This window comes from Streptococcus oralis subsp. dentisani (genome assembly GCF_002860905.1).
Taxonomy (GTDB): Bacteria; Bacillota; Bacilli; order Lactobacillales; family Streptococcaceae; genus Streptococcus; species Streptococcus oralis_BA.
Window position 1 is genome coordinate 33,532 of record NZ_PKIG01000005.1, and the last position, 19,121, is coordinate 52,652.

The following is a 19,121-nucleotide window of genomic DNA, read 5'->3' on the forward strand; positions in this document are numbered from 1 at the left end:
GATGAAACCGACATCAGAAATTGAAGAATTAATAGCAAATGAAACGAAAAGAAGGCTAGAAGAAATGGAATCACCAAACTATGTGTTTGCCCAGCCATTTCTAAAAAGTGATTTTACTATAGTCATCGTCTTAGTTCTAATTAACCTTATTCTGATTATCCTAGCCATGACAGGAGGTATTCAATAAAATGTCCAAGATGAATGACTTCATTCAACAGGAGACGATAACGGGTATTGTTCCCATGACCAACAAGGATCGTCAGTATTCTTTCTGGGATCTCTTCCTATCGACAAGTGGTTTTGCCATCGCAACCTGGTGTTATACCCAAGGAGCCTATGTGGCTCAATATTTGACCTTTAATCAAATGTTGATTAATATTTTTAGTTTTAACATTATCTGGGTCTTTATTGAATGTCTCCCAATCTTGTTTGCAGTTAAATATGGAATTGATTTATGGATTTGGTTGAGAGCCGTTCTAGGTAAAAAAGGGGTGGCCATTCTATCAACCGTGATTAGTCTGGCGAATTTTGGTTGGTACGCCGTTACCGCTAATCTTTTTGCCAGCTCCATGATTCATTTGGCAAATAATTTTGGGCTTGGTTTAGACAAGGGAGTATGGGCACCGATTCTAGGCACCCTCTGTGTTCTCCTTGGAACGCTGATTGCTCTTGGGGGCCCAGATGTGATTAAAGGTACTAATCGCTTTCTGGTGGTTGCCTTGTTATTTGTTGGGCTAATCATCGTTGGAATCTGTTTTGTTGCGGTTCCGATTAGGGATATTATGAATGTCCAACCTGCCATCCAAGAAAATTTGACACCGATTGAACGTTTTATGATGTCAGGGGAAGGAAATGTGGCCGTAGCCTTTTCTTGGTCTACACAAGCCTTTGTCTTACCACGTTTGGCAAAATCAGAACGCAGTGGCTATTGGGCTACAGCCTTGTCATATGGGGTTGTTGCTCCATTCTTTGCTGCGACAGGTGGAGTTATGGCTCTAGCCATGTTTGTCAAAACAGGTGTTTATGAAAGTGATCCAACAACCATGCTATCAACTCTAAGCACACCTGCCTTTGCCCTTTTAAGTTTACTACTAGTAGCCTTTGCCAATATTGGAACCCAAGGGACAGGATCATACGTGAACTGTATGATTGTCAAAAGCGGGATGCCAAAAGTAAGCTATAAACTAATGGTTTGGATTGCCATGGTTTACGTGAGCCTACTCACCATCTGGGGAGGGGTAGAAGAGTACTTCGGTTCCTTCATCTCGCTGGCTGCCTATATTCAAGGCCCCATTATTGGTATGATCGTTGTCGACTACTTTATCTTGAGAAAACGAAAACTCGATTTGCGTTCAGCCTATTTCGTTGAAGGACATGACGCCTATGAGTTTACAAATGGCTTTAATATGGTAGGATTATCTTGTGTAATCATTTCTTTGTTAGTTGCAGTACTATTTGTTTACAACCCTATAACAAAGCACATCCAGAGTCCTATGTTCCTGCTCACAACTGGTAGTGGCTTCACTGCAATTTTTGGAGGTTTATTGTACTGGTTAGCTAGCTTAACTCGTTTAAAACGCTATATGCTCAAGGATAAAGATTCTGTTACGATTTAAGTTTAAGAGAGAACGTTGTGTACTACCTCAAAAAGTTGGAAAAATAATTATTGAAAGGATTTAGTTCTGTATTGCACAGGACTAAGTCCTTTGAGTTTTACAACTGTAGTGGGTAGAAGAAAAGCTAAGATCTAGAAAGGACACATTTCGTCCTTTCATTTTTGATGTTCATAGAGATAAAAATCCGTTTTTTGAAGTTTTCAAAGTTCCGAAAACCAAAGGCATTTCGCTTGATAAGTTTGATGAGATTATTGGTTGCTTCTAATTTGGCGTTAGAATAAGGTAGTTGAAGAGCGTTGACTATTTTCTCTTTGTCCTTAAGAAAGGTTTTAAAGACAGTCTGAAAAATAGGGTGAAGCTGCTTTAGATTGTCCTCGATAAGTCCGAAAAATTTGTCTGGCTCCTTGTTCTGAAAGTGAAAGAGTAAGAGCTGATAGACATTGGAGTGGTGTCTCAAGTATTCTGAATGGCTCAAAAGCTTATCTAGAATTTCTTTATTCGTCAAGTGCATACGAAAAGTAGGGTGATAAAATTGTTTATGGCTTAGTTTACGACGATCCTGTTGGATGAGCTTCCAGTAGCGCTTGATGGCCTTGTATTTATGGGATTTTCTATCGAACTGATTCATGATTTGAACACGCAAACGACTCATAGTACGGCTGAGATGTTGGAGTAAAACAGTCCAGTGGACTGTTTTAGCCTGAGTTTAGAAATTCTAAAGCGAAGCAGCTGTTTAGCCAAGTTATAGTAGGGACTAAACATATCCATAGTAATGATTTTCACCTGACAACGAACAGCTCTATCGTAGCGCAGAAAGTGATTTCGGATGATAGCCTGTGTTCTGCATTCAAGGACAGTGATGATATTGAGGTTATCAGTATCTTGCGCAATAAAGCTCATTTTTCCCTTAGTGAAGGCATACTCATCCCAAGACATAATCTCGGGAAGTTGAGAAAAATCATGTTTAAAATGGAAGTCACTGAGCTTTTGAATGACAGTTGAAGTTGAAATGGAAAGCTGGCGTGAAATATCGGTCATAGAAGTCTTTTCAATCAACTTTTGAGCAATCTTTTAGCTTCTGCACTCAGGGCAAGATGGGGCATTGTAATTCAGTTTAGCGATGATTTCCTTATGTGTATCCATATTGATGATATCTACAATTTTGATATTTGAGTCTTTGATATCGAGTAGTTTTGTGATAAAATATAATTGTTCCATATGAATCTTTCTAATGAGTTGTTTTGTCGCTTTTCATTATAGGTCATATGGGACTTTTTTTCTATAACAAAATAGGCTCCATAATATCTATAGGGGATTTACCCACTACGAATATTATAGAGACTTTTTTATATTAGTAAGTACAAGATTGAGTGCATAGTGGAATGTTTTATCTTTTGTGATAAAAAGTATCAAGAGATAGTAGATTCCACAAGTTGCAATAGTCGAGAGAACCATGAGGATCATATTGAGGTTGACTGTATAAGAGTTGATTTGGAAAAGGAATTTAAATGTGAAATAGATGGGAATGAATCCGAGCGATACAATAGTATAGCGTGTTAAAGTAGTAAAGATTTCTTTTAAGTCAAGTAGATGATGTTTCTTGATAAAGTAAATTTCTAGTAGAACAACTACGGTTTCTGCAATAATAGTAGTAGCAATGTAATACTCTGGTGCAAAAATATTATTGAAATACAAGAGACTGTTGAGTAGGATATTGGCACCGCCACCAATAAAGTAAAAGGCTGTTAAACGACTTTCGTGGTCGTTGATGAAGATAATTTGTTTACCAAGGATTAACTCAATGGCCCAAATGATAGTCCGAAAAGCGAAGACACTAGTCACAATACCAGCTTCAAGGTATTTTTCAGAAGAGTAGATGACAGTTGCGTAGTTCCTTAATACCATAATCCCAATACTGGTTGGAATGATGAGGAAGTAAAAGAGGGCAGCGCCTTGATTTAGAAGGTTCTTATAGGACTCGTAGTCTTTCTTACCGAGATAGTAGCCGAGACGTGGAATACTGACGTTGATAGCTCCACTCAGGACACTGGCAATCAACATGACGATGCTGGAAGCAATGGTGTAATAAGAAATATAGTTTTCATCAGGCCTTTTGGTGATAAACATTCTATCAAGTAAGGTATAGAGCATATTGGCATTAGCTAGAAGCAACATGATCAAGAGTGGTTTGGATGCTTTGACTAATTCGACAAGACCAATCTTAACAAAGGAAACTTCTCGTTTAATCCAGAGAAAACTGAGTAGATAGTTGAGAATTGTCGTTGCACTCATGATGATTGCATAAGGTACGATATCATTTGGAGTTTTTACAAAGGTGAAGATAGCAATCAACATGGCAATGCGAATAGCCAATGTTTTGTATAAGATGAATGCATAATTTTCATAAGCTTCGTTCATCCACTCAATATAAAGGAATTGGAAGAGAGCCTGGACACCAAGTATATAGTAGAGTTCTTTCAAATTTTCAATACTATTATCCAGGTAAATAAACAAAAAGTAGATACTTGTTGTAAGGACAGAAGTAATTACAGATATATAGAATAACTTGGAGAAGACATAATTAATCTTATCTTTATCGTCCTTAACTTTACTGATAGCACGAATCCCGTAGTTGTATATTCCAAAGGCTGCTAGTGGAATGACGAAGCTAGCCTAGGTATTTGCGGTATTGAAATAATCGTAGTTGGATTTGCTGAGAATCCGAGTCAGATAAGGATTGGTTATCAGCGGAAAAACGATATTGAGAACATTGACTAGCAAGCTAGCCAGTGCATTAACTTTTATATTTTTCATTGTACTTTCTTTCTTGTATTGTAAAATGGTCTCTAGTATTATATCACATTCTCGCTCCATTCTTTTGATAAAATCGTAAAAATCTAGTATAATAGATAGAACTGAAAGTATGAGGTTACTAGCAATGAAAATGAAACAAATCAGTGATACAACTTTAAAAATCACGATGTCTTTAGAAGATTTGATGGATCGAGGAATGGAGATTGCTGACTTTCTTGTCCCTCAAGAAAAAACAGAAGAGTTCTTTTATGCTATCTTAGATGAGTTAGAGATGCCTGAGAGTTTTTTGGATACAGGTATGTTGAGCTTCCGTGTGACTCCAAAACCTGATAAGGTAGATGTCTTTGTGACCAAGTCAAAGATTGACCAAAATCTAGATTTTGAAGACTTGTCGGATTTACCAGATATGGAAGAATTGGCTCAAATGTCGCCTGATGAATTTATCAAAACCCTGGAAAAAAGCATCGCAGATAAAACCAAGGATGATATAGAAGCCATTCAATCTTTAGAGCAAGTCGAAGCTAAGGAAGAAGAGCAGGAACAGGCTGAACAAGAAGCTGAGAGCAAGAAAGAGCCTTACATCTACTACATCCTTTCTTTTGCTAAGTTGGCTGACTTGGTTACTTTTGCCAAGACAGTGACTTTTGAGATGGAAACTTCTGAACTCTACAAAATGAACGAGCGCTATTATTTGACCATTTTAGTGGATATTGAAAATCATCCAAGTCCATATCCAGCTTGGCTGTTGGCTCGTATGCGTGAGTTTGCAGACGATAGTGATATCAGTCGTTCAGTCTTGCAAGAGTATGGTCAAGTCTTGATGAATCATGATGCAGTGCTTAATTTGCAAAAGATTGGTTCATAATTTTTAAAATCAATTTTCATCTATCAAGAAAGACGAATCATGGGATTCGTTTTTTCTTTTCTAGACTGAAATAGTGATTTACTATAATAGGAATTTTCACAAAATTCTGTTATAATGGCTATATTAGAAAATTTCGAGGAGACAAACATGACAGTTAAAATTGCTTTACTAGGATTTGGTACCGTTGCAAGTGGTGTGCCCTTCCTCCTAAAGGAAAATGGAGAAAAAATCAATCAATCAGCACATTCAGAGATTGAAGTTGCTAAGGTATTGGTCAAGGATGAAGATGAAAAGAATCGCTTGCTTGCAGCAGGGAATGACTTTAACTTTGTAACCGATGTGGATGACATTTTGTCAGATCAAGACATTACGATCGTAGTGGAATTGATGGGGCGTATCGAACCTGCTAAGACTTTTATCACTCGTGCCTTGGAAGCTGGGAAACACGTTGTTACTGCTAACAAGGACCTTTTGGCTGTCCATGGTGCAGAATTGTTAGAAATCGCTCAAGCTAACAAGGTAGCACTTTACTACGAGGCAGCAGTAGCTGGTGGGATTCCAATTCTTCGTACTTTAGCAAATTCCTTGGCTTCTGATAAAATCACTCGTGTCCTTGGCGTGGTTAATGGAACTTCCAACTTCATGATGACCAAGATGGTGGAAGAAGGATGGTCTTACGACGATGCTCTTGCGGAAGCGCAAAGACTTGGTTTTGCAGAAAGCGATCCGACAAATGACGTAGATGGGATTGATGCAGCCTACAAGATGGTTATTTTGAGCCAATTTGCCTTTGGCATGAAGGTTGCCTTTGATGACGTAGCCCACAAGGGAATTCGTAACATCACACCAGAAGATGTAGCTGTAGCTCAAGAGCTAGGTTATGTAGTGAAATTGGTTGGTTCTATCGAGGAAACTCCTTCAGGAATTGCTGCAGAAGTGACTCCAACCTTCCTTCCTAAAGCGCATCCACTTGCCAGTGTGAATGGCGTAATGAACGCTGTCTTTGTAGAATCTATCGGTATTGGTGAGTCTATGTACTATGGACCAGGTGCTGGTCAAAAACCAACTGCAACAAGTGTTGTGGCGGATATTGTCCGTATCGTTCGTCGCTTGAATGATGGAACAATTGGAAAAGACTTCAACGAATATAGTCGTGACTTGGTCTTGGCAAATCCAGAAGATGTCAAAGCAAATTACTACTTCTCAATCTTGGCGCCAGACTCAAAAGGTCAGGTCTTGAAGTTGGCTGAAATCTTCAATGCCCAAGAAATTTCCTTTAAGCAAATTCTCCAAGATGGAAAAGATGGTGACAAGGCGCGTGTTGTGATCATCACACACAAGATTAATAAAGCCCAGCTTGAAAATGTCTCAGCTGAATTGAAGAAGGTTTCAGAATTCGATCTTTTGAATACCTTCAAGGTGCTAGGAGAATAAGATGAAGATTATTGTACCTGCAACCAGTGCCAATATCGGGCCAGGTTTTGACTCGGTCGGTGTAGCTGTAACCAAGTATCTTCAAATTGAGGTATGTGAAGAACGAGATGAGTGGCTGATTGAACACCAGATTGGCAAATGGATACCACATGACGAGCGTAATCTCTTGCTCAAAATCGCTTTGCAAATTGTACCAGACTTGCAGCCAAGACGCTTGAAAATGACCAGTGATGTTCCCTTGGCGCGTGGTTTGGGTTCTTCCAGCTCGGTTATTGTAGCTGGGATTGAACTAGCCAACCAACTGGGTCAGCTCAACTTGTCAGACCATGAAAAATTGCAGTTAGCGACTAAGATTGAAGGGCATCCTGACAATGTGGCTCCAGCCATTTATGGTAATCTCGTTATTGCAAGCTCTGTTGATGGACAAGTTTCTGCTATCGTAGCAGACTTCCCAGAATGTGATTTTCTAGCCTACATTCCAAACTATGAATTGCGTACTCGAGACAGCCGTGGCGTCTTGCCTAAGAAATTATCTTACAAGGAAGCTGTTGCGGCTAGTTCTATCGCCAATGTGGCTGTTGCCGCCTTGTTGGCAGGAGACATGGTGACCGCTGGGCAAGCAATCGAGGGAGACCTCTTCCACGAGCGCTATCGTCAGGACTTGGTGAGAGAATTTGCGACGATTAAGCAAGTGGCCAAAGAAAATGGTGCCTATGCAACCTACCTCTCTGGTGCTGGGCCGACAGTTATGGTCTTGGCTTCTCATGACAAGATGCCAACGATTAAGGCAGAATTGGAAAAGCAACCCTTCAAAGGAAAGCTTCATGACTTGAAGGTTGATACCCAAGGTGTCCGTGTCGAAGCAAAATAAAGAATAGAAGATAGGATGGGGAAACTCTCGACCAGAGGGCTTCCTATCCTTTTTTTGAAAATAAGTTTATACTCAATGAAAATCAAAGAGCAAACTAGGAAGCTAGCCGCAGGTTGCTCAAAGCACCGCTTTGAGGTTGTAGATAAAGCTGACGTGGTTTGAAGAGATTTTCGAAGAGTATTAGTTAAAAACTTGATAAAGGAGAAATAAAGATGGCAGAAATTTATCTAGCAGGTGGTTGTTTTTGGGGCCTAGAGGAATATTTTTTACGCATTTCTGGAGTGCTAGCAACCAGTGTTGGCTACGCTAATGGTCAAGTCGAAACGACAAATTACCAGTTGCTCAAGGAAACAGACCATGCAGAAACAGTTCAAGTGATTTATGATGAGAAGACAGTGTCACTCAGAGAGATTTTGCTTTATTATTTCCGTGTTATCGACCCTTTATCCATCAATCAACAAGGGAATGACCGTGGACGTCAGTATCGGACCGGTATATATTATCAGGATAAAGCAGACTTGCCAGCTATCTTCACAGTGGTGCAGGAGCAGGAGCGCATGCTTGGGCGAAAGATTGCAGTAGAGGTGGAGAAACTTCGCCACTACATTCTGGCTGAAGATTACCACCAAGACTATCTTAAGAAGAATCCTTCAGGTTACTGTCATATCGATGTGACCGATGCTGATAAGCCATTGATTGATGCCTCTAACTATGAAAAGCCTAGTCAAGAGGTGTTAAAGGGCAGTTTATCTGAAGAATCCTATCGTGTTACCCAAGAAGCTGCTACAGAGCCTCCATTTACCAATGCCTATGACCAAACCTTTGAAGAAGGGATTTATGTAGATATTACGACGGGTGAGCCACTCTTTTTTGCCAAGGATAAGTTTGCCTCAGGATGTGGTTGGCCAAGTTTTAGCCGTCCGATTTCCAAGGAATTGATTCATTATTACAAGGATCTCAGTCATGGAATGGAGCGAATTGAGGTTCGTTCTCGGTCAGGAAATGCTCACTTGGGTCATGTTTTCACAGATGGACCGCGTGAGTTTGGTGGCCTCCGTTACTGTATTAATTCTGCATCCTTGCGCTTTGTGGTCAAGGATGAGATGGAAGAGGAAGGATATGGCTATCTACTGCCTTACTTAAACAAATAAAACAGAGAGGGTGGGTACTTCCCACTTTCTTCATTTCTAGAATATGAATAGAAGGTATTTATGAAACACCTATTATCTTACTTCAAACCTTACATCAAGGAATCAATTTTAGCACCCTTGTTCAAGCTACTTGAAGCTGTGTTTGAACTCTTAGTTCCTATGGTGATTGCTGGGATTGTTGACCAATCCTTGCCCCAGAGAAATCAAGGACATCTTTGGATGCAGGTTGGCCTGCTCCTTATCTTTGCAGTGATTGGTGTTGTAGTGGCCTTAATAGCCCAGTTCTACTCAGCTAAGGCTGCGGTTGGATTTGCCAAAGGACTGACAGATGACCTCTATCGTCATATTCTTTCATTGCCTAAGGACAGCAGAGACCGTCTGACAACTTCTAGTTTGGTGACTCGCTTGACTTCGGATACCTACCAGATTCAGACTGGTATCAATCAATTCCTGCGTCTCTTTTTGCGAGCGCCTATTATCGTTTTTGGTGCCATTTTTATGGCTTATCGAATATCAGCTGAGCTGACTCTCTGGTTCTTGGTCATGGTTGTCATTTTGACCATTGTTATTGTAGGGCTCTCTAGACTGGTTAATCCTCTCTACAGCAGTCTTAGAAAGAAAACGGACCAACTAGTTCAGGAAACGCGTCAACAAATACAAGGGATGCGGGTTATTCGTGCTTTTGGTCAAGAAAAACGAGAGTTACAAATTTTTCAAGCCCTTAACCAAGTCTATGCTAGATTACAAGAAAAGACAGGTTTCTGGTCTAGTTTATTAACCCCTTTGACCTATCTGATTGTCAACGGAACTCTCCTAGTCATTATCTGGCAAGGCTATATTTCTATTCAAGGAGGATTGCTCAGTCAAGGTGCTCTCATTGCCCTTATTAACTATCTCCTACAGATTTTGGTGGAATTGGTCAAGCTAGCCATGCTGATCAACTCCCTAAACCAATCCTATATCTCTGCCAAGCGAATCGAGGAAGTTTTTGCTGAGGCTACAGAAGATATTCATTTAGAATTAGAGAAAAAGCAAGTTACCAGCAATCAGGTTTTACAAGTTCAAGAACTGACCTTTACCTATCCTGATGCGGCCCAGCCTTCTCTGAGAGATATTTCCTTTGATATGAAGCAAGGGCAAATCCTGGGTATAATTGGGGGAACGGGTTCTGGTAAATCAAGTTTGGTGCAACTCATCCTTGGACTTTATCCAGCAGACAAGGGAAGCATTGACCTTTATCGAAATGGATGTAGTCCTAGTAATTTAGAGGAGTGGCGGTCTTGGATTGCCTATGTGTCTCAAAAAGTCGAGCTCTTTAAAGGAACCATTCGTTCTAACTTGACTCTAGGTTTCAATCAAGAAGTAACGGACCAAGAACTTTGGCAGGGCTTGGAAATTGCACAAGCCAAGGATTTTGTCAGTGATAAGGAAGGACTCTTGGATGCCCTAGTTGAGGCAGGAGGTCGAAATTTCTCAGGTGGACAAAAACAACGGTTGTCTATCGCACGAGCAGTCTTGCGCCAGGCTCCGTTTCTCATCCTAGATGATGCGACCTCGGCCCTCGACACCATCACAGAGTCCAAGCTGTTGAAGGCTATTCGAGAGAACTTACCAAACACGAGCTTAATCTTGATTTCTCAAAGAACATCGACTTTACAGATGGCTGACCAGATTCTCCTCTTGGAAAAAGGTGAGCTCCTAGCTATCGGCAAGCACGAGGACTTGATGAAATCCAGTCAAGTCTATCGCGAAATCAATGCATCCCAACATGGAAAGGAGGACTAGCATGAGACGACAAACTGCAAACCAGACGCTCAAACGTTTGGCCAAAGATTTAGCAAGTCATCCTTTACTCCTTTTCCTAGCCTTTCTAGGAACTATTGCCCAAGTTGGTTTATCGATCTATCTACCTATTCTGATTGGGCAGGTCATCGACCAAGTCCTAGTGACTGACTCTTCACCAGTTTTTTGGCAGATTTTTCTCCAAATGATCTTGGTGGTCATAGGAAATACCCTTGTGCAGTGGGTCAATCCTCTTCTCTATAATCGCCTAATCTTCTCTTATACCAGAGACTTGCGAGAGCAAATCATCCATAAGCTCCATCGGTTACCGATTGCTTTTGTGGATCGGCAAGGCAGTGGAGAGATGGTCAGTCGTGTGACCACAGATATAGAACAGTTGGCAGCCGGCTTGACCATGATTTTTAACCAATTTTTTATTGGCGTCTTAATGATTTTGGTTAGTATTCTAGCCATGCTTCAAATTCATCTCCTTATGACCCTCTTGCTCTTGCTGTTGACGCCACTGTCTATGGTGATTCCACGATTCATTGCCAAACGCTCCTATCATCTCTTCCAAAAGCAAACAGAGACAAGGGGGATTCAGACTCAGTTGATTGAAGAATCTCTTAGCCAGCAAACCATTATCCAGTCATTTAATGCTCAGGCAGAATTTATCCAAAGGCTGCGTGAGGCTAATGACAACTATGCAGGTTATTCGCAGTCAGCCATCTTTTATTCTTCAACGGTTAATCCTTCGACTCGCTTTGTCAATGCGCTTATTTATGCCCTTCTAGCTGGAGTAGGAGCTTATCGTATCATGATGGGGTCCACCTTGACCATTGGGCGTTTAGTGACTTTTTTGAACTATGTCCAACAGTACACTAAGCCCTTTAACGATATTTCTTCAGTGCTAGCTGAGTTGCAAAGCGCACTGGCTTGTGCAGAGCGCGTCTATGCTGTCTTAGAAAGTCCTGAGGTGGCTGAAAAAGGTAAGGAAGAGTTGACCAGTGACCAAGTCAAGGGAGCTATTTCCTTTAAACATGTCTCTTTTGGCTACCATCCTGAAAAGGTTTTGATTAGGGATTTATCTATTGATATTCCAGCTGGTAGCAAAGTAGCCATAGTTGGTCCGACAGGTGCTGGCAAATCAACCCTTATCAATCTCCTCATGCGTTTTTATCCTATTAACTCAGGAGATATCTTGCTGGATGGGAAATCCATTTATGACTATAGTTGTGCCTCTTTACGCCAGCAGTTTGGCATGGTGCTCCAAGAAACCTGGCTCAAGCAAGGGACTATTCATGAAAATATTGCCTTTGGAAACCTTGATGCCAGTCGGGAGCAGGTGATTGCTGCTGCCAAAGCAGCCAATGCAGACTTTTTCATCCAACAGTTGCCGCAGGGATACGATACCAAGTTGGAAAATGCAGGAGAATCTCTTTCTGTTGGTCAAGCTCAGCTCTTGACCATCGCCCGAGTCTTTCTGGCTATTCCAAAGATTCTTATCTTAGACGAGGCAACCTCTTCCATCGATACGCGGACAGAAGTGCTGGTACAGGATGCCTTTGCTAAACTCATGAAGGGGCGCACAAGTTTTATCATCGCCCACCGCTTGTCTACCATTCAGGATGCTGATTTGATTCTTGTCTTGGTGGATGGTGATATTGTTGAGTATGGCAACCATCAAGAACTCATGGCTAAGAAGGGCAAGTATTACCAAATGCAGCAAGCTGCAGCTTTCAGCTCTGAATAAGCCTTTCTACTTTGAAATCTTATGAACAAAAAAAGTTGCCTTCGGGTGACTTTTTTGTTACAATAGCTAGAAAAATTGTTCACTGTAAATTGTCTTTTAGAAAAGGAGCCTAGAATGAAAGTCTTTCAGCATGTAAATATCGTGACTTGTGACAAAGATTTCCATGTTTATCTAGATGGAATCTTAGCCGTTAAGAATTCTCAAATCGTCTATGTTGGTCAAGAGCAGTCAGAGATTTTAGAGCAAGCTGAGCAGATTATAGACTATCAGGGAGCCTGGATTATGCCTGGTTTGGTCAATTGTCATACCCATTCTGCTATGACCGGATTGAGAGGAATTCGAGATGATAGCAATCTCCATGAATGGCTCAATGACTATATCTGGCCAGCAGAAGCTGAGTTTACTCCCAACATGACTACTAAGGCGGTTAAAGAAGCTCTGACAGAGATGCTCCAGTCAGGAACAACAACCTTTAATGATATGTATAATCCAAATGGTGTGGATATTGAGCGGATTTATCAGGCAGTGAAATATTCCAAGATGCGTTGTTATTTCTCACCGACTCTTTTTTCTTCAGAGGCAGAGACGACTGCTGAAACTATAAGCAGAACTCGTGCAATCATTGAAGAAATTATTGGATATAAAAATCCAAATTTCAAGGTTATGGTAGCCCCACATTCTCCATACAGCTGTAGTAAAGACTTGCTGAAAGCGAGCTTAGATATGGCAAAAGAGCTAAATATTCCTCTCCATATCCATGTAGCGGAGACCAAGGAGGAGTCAGGAATTATCCTGAAACGGTACGGTAAACGTCCTCTTGCTTTTCTAGAAGAACTGGGTTACTTAGAACATCCCTCTGTCTTCGCTCATGGAGTCGAGTTAAACGAGCGAGAAATTGAACGCTTGGCGACTTCTCAAGTGGCTATCGCCCATAATCCTATTAGTAACCTCAAATTGGCATCAGGGATTGCTCCTATCATTCAACTGCAAAAAGCAGGAGTGGCAGTAGGAATTGCGACAGATTCGGTTGCTTCCACTAACAATCTAGATATGTTTGAGGAAGGGCGGACCGCCACTATCCTACAGAAAATGAAGAGTGGGGATGCCAGCCAATTCCCGATTGAAACAGCCCTCAAGGCTCTGACAATCGAAGGGGCTAAGGTCCTAGGAATGGAAAATCAGATAGGAAGTCTAGAAGTCGGCAAGCAAGCAGATTTTCTCGTTATTCAACCACAAGGCAAAATTCATCTCCAACCTCAGGAAAATATGCTTTCTCACCTCGTCTATGCTGTTAAATCCAGTGATGTTGATGATGTTTATATCGCTGGAGAACAGGTTGTTAAGCAAGGCCAAGTACTGACAGTAGAACTTTAAAAGAAAAATTACGAAAAAGTTTAAAAAAAGTTTGCAAAAATCTTGCATTCTTTTTTTGAATATGCTATACTTATATACGGTTTGAAAAAACTGCCTAAGACAGTAGGGGAGCTCGACTCATAAATATCCTACCGAGGACAAAACGTATCATGTAAAAAGAAGCGTATTGTACTTTCGTGTCTAGGTTTGGGCGCGTTTTTCTTTTGAAAAATTTCCCCAAGCAAAATAATAACGGAGGTGAACACACTAATGAGTGAAGCAATTATTGCTAAAAAAGCGGAACTAGTTGACGTAGTAGCTGAAAAAATGAAAGCTGCTGCATCTATCGTCGTTGTAGACGCTCGTGGTTTGACAGTTGAGCAAGATACAGTTCTTCGTCGTGAGCTTCGTGGAAGCGAAGTTGAGTATAAAGTTATTAAAAACTCAATCTTGCGTCGTGCAGCTGAAAAAGCTGGTCTTGAAGATCTTGCATCTGTATTTGTTGGACCATCTGCAGTAGCATTTTCTAACGAAGATGTTATCGCACCAGCGAAAATCTTGAACGACTTTTCTAAAAACGCTGAAGCACTTGAAATCAAAGGTGGTGCAATCGAAGGCGCTGTCGCATCTAAAGAAGAGATTCTTGCACTTGCAACTCTTCCAAACCGCGAAGGACTTCTTTCTATGCTCCTTTCTGTACTTCAAGCGCCAGTGCGCAACGTTGCTCTTGCAGTCAAAGCGGTTGCAGACAACAAAGAAGACGCAGCTTAATCTTAAGCTACGCAGCGTAGCCTAGCTACGAAAATCTATTATAAATTTAAAACATATTTGGAGGAAATAACAATGGCATTGAACATTGAAAACATTATTGCTGAAATTAAAGAAGCTTCAATCCTTGAATTGAACGACCTTGTAAAAGCTATCGAAGAAGAATTTGGTGTAACTGCAGCTGCTCCTGTAGCTGTTGCTGCAGCTGGTGCTGCTGACGCTGGTGCTGCTAAAGATTCATTCGACGTTGAATTGACATCTGCAGGCGACAAAAAAGTTGGCGTTATCAAAGTTGTACGTGAAATCACTGGTCTTGGTCTTAAAGAAGCTAAAGAACTTGTTGACGGTGCACCAGCACTTGTTAAAGAAGGCGTTGCAACTGCAGAAGCTGAAGAAATCAAAGCTAAATTGGAAGAAGCTGGAGCTTCAGTTACTCTTAAATAAGAGGCATATACCAATTAGAATTCGGAATACTATAGTATCAGCCTTTTAGAATCGTGAACACATTTTAGAAACTGATAAATTAATTTAGTTTCCTACCAAAAACCCTACCAAAAATTAATTTGGCAGGGTTTTTCTTTTTAATAAAATTATTTTGGAGAACAGTTGAATATTGTTCTCCTTTTTTTATTTTCAGGAGGGAAAATGACAAAGGAATTACAATCATCACGCTATATTGTCATTTCATTTTTAGTACGTGAAATGGGAATTGACATTGTTGAAGCCATCTCTCTTATGGCTGAATTGGAAAAAAGTGGCTTGGTTCAATTGGAATCAAGCGGAGATTTAACACTCAAAGAACTTGGAGGTGCGCTATGAAACGAATTACCGCAAATCAATACCAAACTTCAGAACGGTATTACAAATTACCTAAAATTCTTTTTGAGGATGAGAAATATATGGATATGAAACTAGAAGTAAAGGTGGCTTATTCTATTTTAAAAGATCGTTTAGAATTATCTCTTAGTCGTGGTTGGATAGATGAAGAAGGAGCGGTTTATTTAGTATTTTCTAATTCTAAACTGATGAGGCTGTTAGGTTGTTCGAAGTCAAAATTACTATCAATCAAAAAAATTCTAAAAGAATATGACCTAATGGATGAAGTCCAACAGTCTTCAAGTGAGAAAGGGAGACTAGCTAATAAGATTTATTTAGGGGAATTATCTTCTACCCCAGTAGGTAATTCAAACAGGGCTAGTGTTAAAAAAAGACTAGGGCAGGTTGAAAATGAAACGGCCCCCGTCTCATTTTCAGCCCCTAGTGAGACTGAAGTTAGTGAGACTAAATATAGTGAGACTGATTCTTTATTTATTGAGGATGAGGAGGATAGGAATACTAAACCTATCTTGAAAAGAAAAGTAGAAAAGGTCACAAAATATGATCGAGATTATATTTGGGGATTGGTACAAGATCAATTTAGACGAGAGGGTTTTTCTGAAACAGCCAGTGAAATTGCTATGACTGACTTTGAGAGAATCTATCAGTATGCTCTTGACAATGTTCGCTTTGTTAGACGAGCGGAAGTACTTGCTGAATTTGTGTTTAATGGCCTATATTCCGTTTGGAATAACCGTGTTAGAAAAGGAGGTGGTTAAAATGTCGCCAATCGAGTGGATATTAGTTATGCTCATTGTCATTTCAAGTGGTGTGATACTTTGGACATTGATAGTCGATCAGAAAGGGGTAATCAAGAAATGAGATTTATTGATTTATTTTCAGGTATCGGTGGTTTTCGACTAGGAATGGAAAGTGTTGGACACGAGTGTATTGGATTTTGTGAGATTGATAAATTTGCTAGGAAATCTTATAAGTCTATATTTCAAACGGAAGGAGAAATAGAATTTCATGACATACGAGATGTTTCAGATGACGAATTTAAAAAACTTAGAGGGAAAGTCGATGTCATCTGTGGGGGATTCCCTTGTCAAGCATTTTCAATCGCAGGAAGACGATTGGGATTTGAAGATACTAGAGGAACTTTGTTCTTTGAAATTGCTCGAGCGACCAAACAAATCCAACCACGTTTTCTTTTTCTTGAAAATGTTAAAGGCCTACTCAATCACGATAAGGGACGGACGTTCACCACAATCCTTACCACGCTTGATGAATTGGGGTTTGATGTTGAGTGGCAGGTGCTTAACAGTAAGGATTTTGGCGTTCCCCAAAACAGAGAGAGGGTGTTTATTATCGGACATTCTAGAAAGAGAGGTACCCGACTCTTATTTCCTTTCAGACGAGAAGGTCAAGCAACTAACTCTGAGACTTTAAAAATATTAGGGAATTTGAATCCATCAAGAAGTGGAATGAGTGGTAAAGTCTATTATTCAGAAGGTCTTGCGCCAACCTTAGTTAGTGGAAAAGGAGAAGGATTTAAAGTTGCGATTCCTTGTATTACACCAGACAGATTAGAAAAGAGACAAAATGGTAGACGTTTCAAGGATAATCAAGAGCCAATGTTTACTTTAAATACTCAGGATCGCCATGGTATTGTCGTTGTTGGAGATTTACCAACTAGCTTTAAGGAAACTGGTCGCGTCTATGGAAGTGAGGGCTTATCTCCAACACTGACTACGATGCAAGGTGGAGATAAAATTCCCAAAATACTGATTCCAGAACCAATCCAATTTTTAAAAGTCCGGGAAGCAACGAAAAAAGGATATGCTCAAGCAGAGATTGGGGATTCAATCAATTTAGAAAGACCAAGTTCTCAGTATCGTCGTGGTAGAGTTGGAAAAGGTATAGCGAATACGTTAACAACTAGTGGGCAAATGGGAGTAGTAGTTGCTAGCTATGAAGGAGAAGATAAGCAAGTTTATCATGTAGCCGGTGTCTTAATAGATGGACAATTTTACCGTTTGAGAATACGACGAATCACTCCTAAAGAGTGTTTTCGCCTGCAGGGTTTTCCTGATTGGGCTTTTGAAGCTGCTAGAAAAGTCTCTAGTAATAGTCAGCTCTATAAACAAGCTGGTAATAGTGTAACCGTTCCTGTGATTGCCGCAATCGCAAAGAAATTAAAAGAAATAGAGGAAAAAGATGAAAGCATTAAATAAAGAGTCAATACTATATTGTGATGAATTAGAAACAGAATTACATGATGCAGAAATGATGCAATTGGATGAACAAATATTTTTGATGCCCAATTATCCATGTGAGTTTGAAGTAAAATTTTTAGATGATTACCATAAAAAACATAATTACCCACTATTTTATGAATCCTATCTTCAAAACATTATGGAATTCCTGGAAAGTCAGGATATAAAGAACGGAGCTGATGCCTTTGTAGATGATAATCATAATCTTGTTTTTGTTTTATATGGGCAAGGCTATCGAGCCGAGGGAAAAGAGGGAATACTTACAACCCAAGTAACTGTAAAAGCTTTTGATGAAGACAAGAAACCGATTAACTTCGCAAATTTATTAGATTCCTTAATCGTTTCAGAATATCAAATGGAACCGAATCTTTGGGAGGTTTCTCATGATTGATCTCTATCTAAGTAAAAATAGCCAAAGAAATCAACTTCTTTTAGACTTCTTTCAAAAATACGGCATCGAGGTATCTTGTCATTCAGTTTCTGAAATGACAAAGGACAAATTAATTGAGATGATGAGCTATTCTTCAGATTGTTTCGAGTTTTTATCTCCAAATTTATTACGTTTTAAGAATCGAGATAACCTAAAATTAACAGATTTCATCGAAATGATATTAAAAAATCCTGAACTAACCATCAGACTTCCTCTTGCGGTTTCAAATAAGCGAGTTTATCCAAATCTGAATCTGGAGGAGGCTAGAGCTTTATTGCCAAGAGATACGAAACAATTGATTTACATGGCACAAACACATTATTTATCAAGTTAAAGGAGAATCAATATGGCAGAACGATTTTGGGAGAACTTGTCCATTATTTTGGCTGAAAGAAATATCAGCTGGATTGAGTTAACCAGAAAAATGTTTGCGGGAGAGTTTCACTATCCAAGTGAATTGAATCGTTTGTATCAAAAGATTCGTCACTATAAGATGGAACAACGAATGCCTCAAAGTCCATGGGTAGAAAGGATTGTGCAGGTATTAGATTTAGATTATGAAGATTTATTTCGGAGGTAACTATGAAAAGAATAATTCCAGTTTATATATTCCAACAAGTAAATGTCCTATTGGTATCTCTATACTTACTGAAATTTCTTTGTATCGGTGAGTTAACTATACTACAGATTCTCTATGGAGCGTCACTCAGTTCTTTTTTATGGATGTATGGCCAACGAAAACAAGTGGCCAAGGTCAATATGAAAATTAGGATAAAGTGGATTGGTATTGGATTCGTTAGTCTACTGATTATAAGTCTATGTTTTAGTCTGATTCATGCTCAAGAAAGCACGAATCAAGCAAACTTAATTGGCCTTCAACATCAAGTTCCTTGGTTTTCATTTTTATTGTTCTTAACCAATGCGAGTATGGTTGAAGAATTTCTGTATCGAGAAATTTTATGGAACTTGGTTAGAAAATTAGATATACGAGTTGCTTTGACAAGTGTTTTATTTGCTTTAGCTCATCATCCAGGAACCATTCTAGCTTGGTGTTTGTATGTTTCACTTGGGATGTTTTTAGGTATGGTGCGCTATAAATCTGACTTATGGGGCAGTATGGGGCTACATTTAGTGTGGAACCTACTAGTTTATAGTTTGATGTTTTTTTAAAATAGGTGATCTGATTTAT

Annotated in this window: 18 protein-coding genes, 2 pseudogenes and 1 other annotated feature; of the genes and pseudogenes, 18 read left to right on the top strand and 2 right to left on the bottom strand. The window is 39.8% G+C overall.

Annotated features, from left to right (window positions below):
- Position 1: 1 nt before the first annotated feature.
- Together CYK16_RS07810 and CYK16_RS07815 are read left to right on the top strand one after the other, a co-directional pair.
- Positions 2–187, top strand: coding sequence for a hypothetical protein (locus CYK16_RS07810; protein WP_060805305.1), 186 nt, complete (start codon positions 2–4; stop codon positions 185–187).
- Position 188: 1 nt separating this feature from the next.
- On the top strand, positions 189–1,616 hold the full coding sequence (locus tag CYK16_RS07815) for a cytosine permease (RefSeq protein ID WP_000041459.1): 1,428 nt from the start codon (positions 189–191) through the stop codon (positions 1,614–1,616).
- 124 nt (positions 1,617–1,740) lie between these two features.
- Here CYK16_RS07815 and CYK16_RS07820 read toward each other — a convergent pair.
- Together CYK16_RS07820 and CYK16_RS07825 are read right to left on the bottom strand one after the other, a co-directional pair.
- Positions 1,741–2,834: pseudogene (locus tag CYK16_RS07820) on the bottom strand (ISL3 family transposase).
- A 114-nt stretch (positions 2,835–2,948) separates the two neighbouring features.
- Positions 2,949–4,430: pseudogene (locus CYK16_RS07825) on the bottom strand (oligosaccharide flippase family protein).
- 124 nt (positions 4,431–4,554) lie between these two features.
- On the opposite strand from CYK16_RS07825, the gene mecA reads away from it, so the two are divergent.
- From mecA to CYK16_RS07915, 16 genes are all read left to right on the top strand, one after another.
- Positions 4,555–5,295 (top strand): adaptor protein MecA, encoded by a 741-nt coding sequence (gene mecA, locus CYK16_RS07830; protein ID WP_060805303.1) that lies wholly within the window; start codon positions 4,555–4,557, stop codon positions 5,293–5,295.
- A 147-nt stretch (positions 5,296–5,442) separates the two neighbouring features.
- Positions 5,443–6,729 (top strand): homoserine dehydrogenase, encoded by a 1,287-nt coding sequence (locus CYK16_RS07835; RefSeq protein WP_060805302.1) that lies wholly within the window; start codon positions 5,443–5,445, stop codon positions 6,727–6,729.
- 1 nt (position 6,730) lies between these two features.
- On the top strand, positions 6,731–7,600 hold the full coding sequence (gene thrB, locus CYK16_RS07840; RefSeq protein WP_024057159.1) for a homoserine kinase: 870 nt from the start codon (positions 6,731–6,733) through the stop codon (positions 7,598–7,600).
- 212 nt (positions 7,601–7,812) lie between these two features.
- Positions 7,813–8,751 carry a peptide-methionine (R)-S-oxide reductase MsrB gene (msrB, locus tag CYK16_RS07850; RefSeq protein WP_060805301.1) on the top strand — a complete coding sequence of 313 codons (939 nt, stop codon included), beginning with the start codon at positions 7,813–7,815 and terminating at the stop codon, positions 8,749–8,751.
- 60 nt (positions 8,752–8,811) lie between these two features.
- Entirely contained in the window at positions 8,812–10,536 is a 1,725-nt protein-coding gene (locus tag CYK16_RS07855) for an ABC transporter ATP-binding protein (RefSeq protein ID WP_060805300.1), read from the top strand.
- Between the two features lies 1 nt (position 10,537).
- On the top strand, positions 10,538–12,286 hold the full coding sequence (locus CYK16_RS07860) for an ABC transporter ATP-binding protein (protein WP_060805299.1): 1,749 nt from the start codon (positions 10,538–10,540) through the stop codon (positions 12,284–12,286).
- 114 nt (positions 12,287–12,400) lie between these two features.
- Positions 12,401–13,660 (top strand): TRZ/ATZ family protein, encoded by a 1,260-nt coding sequence (locus tag CYK16_RS07865; RefSeq protein ID WP_060805298.1) that lies wholly within the window; start codon positions 12,401–12,403, stop codon positions 13,658–13,660.
- Between the two features lie 75 nt (positions 13,661–13,735).
- Positions 13,736–13,871, top strand: a sequence feature (ribosomal protein L10 leader region).
- Between the two features lie 38 nt (positions 13,872–13,909).
- Entirely contained in the window at positions 13,910–14,410 is a 501-nt protein-coding gene (gene rplJ / locus CYK16_RS07875) for a 50S ribosomal protein L10 (protein WP_001287277.1), read from the top strand.
- Between the two features lie 72 nt (positions 14,411–14,482).
- Entirely contained in the window at positions 14,483–14,851 is a 369-nt protein-coding gene (gene rplL / locus CYK16_RS07880; RefSeq protein WP_001196965.1) for a 50S ribosomal protein L7/L12, read from the top strand.
- A 201-nt stretch (positions 14,852–15,052) separates the two neighbouring features.
- A complete protein-coding gene (locus CYK16_RS07885) occupies positions 15,053–15,226 on the top strand; it encodes a hypothetical protein (protein ID WP_000159602.1) in 174 nt (57 codons plus the stop codon).
- Entirely contained in the window at positions 15,223–16,002 is a 780-nt protein-coding gene (locus CYK16_RS07890) for a replication initiator protein A (protein WP_101776860.1), read from the top strand. Before CYK16_RS07885 ends, CYK16_RS07890 begins: the two co-directional genes overlap by 4 nt.
- A gap of 99 nt (positions 16,003–16,101) precedes the next feature.
- On the top strand, positions 16,102–17,460 hold the full coding sequence (gene dcm / locus CYK16_RS07895) for a DNA (cytosine-5-)-methyltransferase (RefSeq protein WP_101776861.1): 1,359 nt from the start codon (positions 16,102–16,104) through the stop codon (positions 17,458–17,460).
- Positions 17,444–17,893, top strand: coding sequence for a hypothetical protein (locus CYK16_RS07900; protein WP_101776862.1), 450 nt, complete (start codon positions 17,444–17,446; stop codon positions 17,891–17,893). The genes dcm and CYK16_RS07900 overlap by 17 nt, the downstream gene beginning before the upstream one ends.
- Positions 17,886–18,266 carry a thioredoxin domain-containing protein gene (locus CYK16_RS07905; protein WP_101776863.1) on the top strand — a complete coding sequence of 127 codons (381 nt, stop codon included), beginning with the start codon at positions 17,886–17,888 and terminating at the stop codon, positions 18,264–18,266. The genes CYK16_RS07900 and CYK16_RS07905 overlap by 8 nt, the downstream gene beginning before the upstream one ends.
- 12 nt (positions 18,267–18,278) lie before the next feature.
- The gene (locus tag CYK16_RS07910; protein WP_000840776.1) at positions 18,279–18,512 is read left to right on the top strand and encodes a hypothetical protein; all 234 of its coding nucleotides are present in this window, start codon (positions 18,279–18,281) and stop codon (positions 18,510–18,512) included.
- 2 nt (positions 18,513–18,514) lie between these two features.
- Positions 18,515–19,102: a CPBP family intramembrane glutamic endopeptidase gene (locus CYK16_RS07915; protein ID WP_101776864.1), complete on the top strand. Its 588-nt coding sequence runs from the start codon at positions 18,515–18,517 to the stop codon at positions 19,100–19,102.
- The last annotated feature ends 19 nt before the right edge of the window (positions 19,103–19,121 follow it).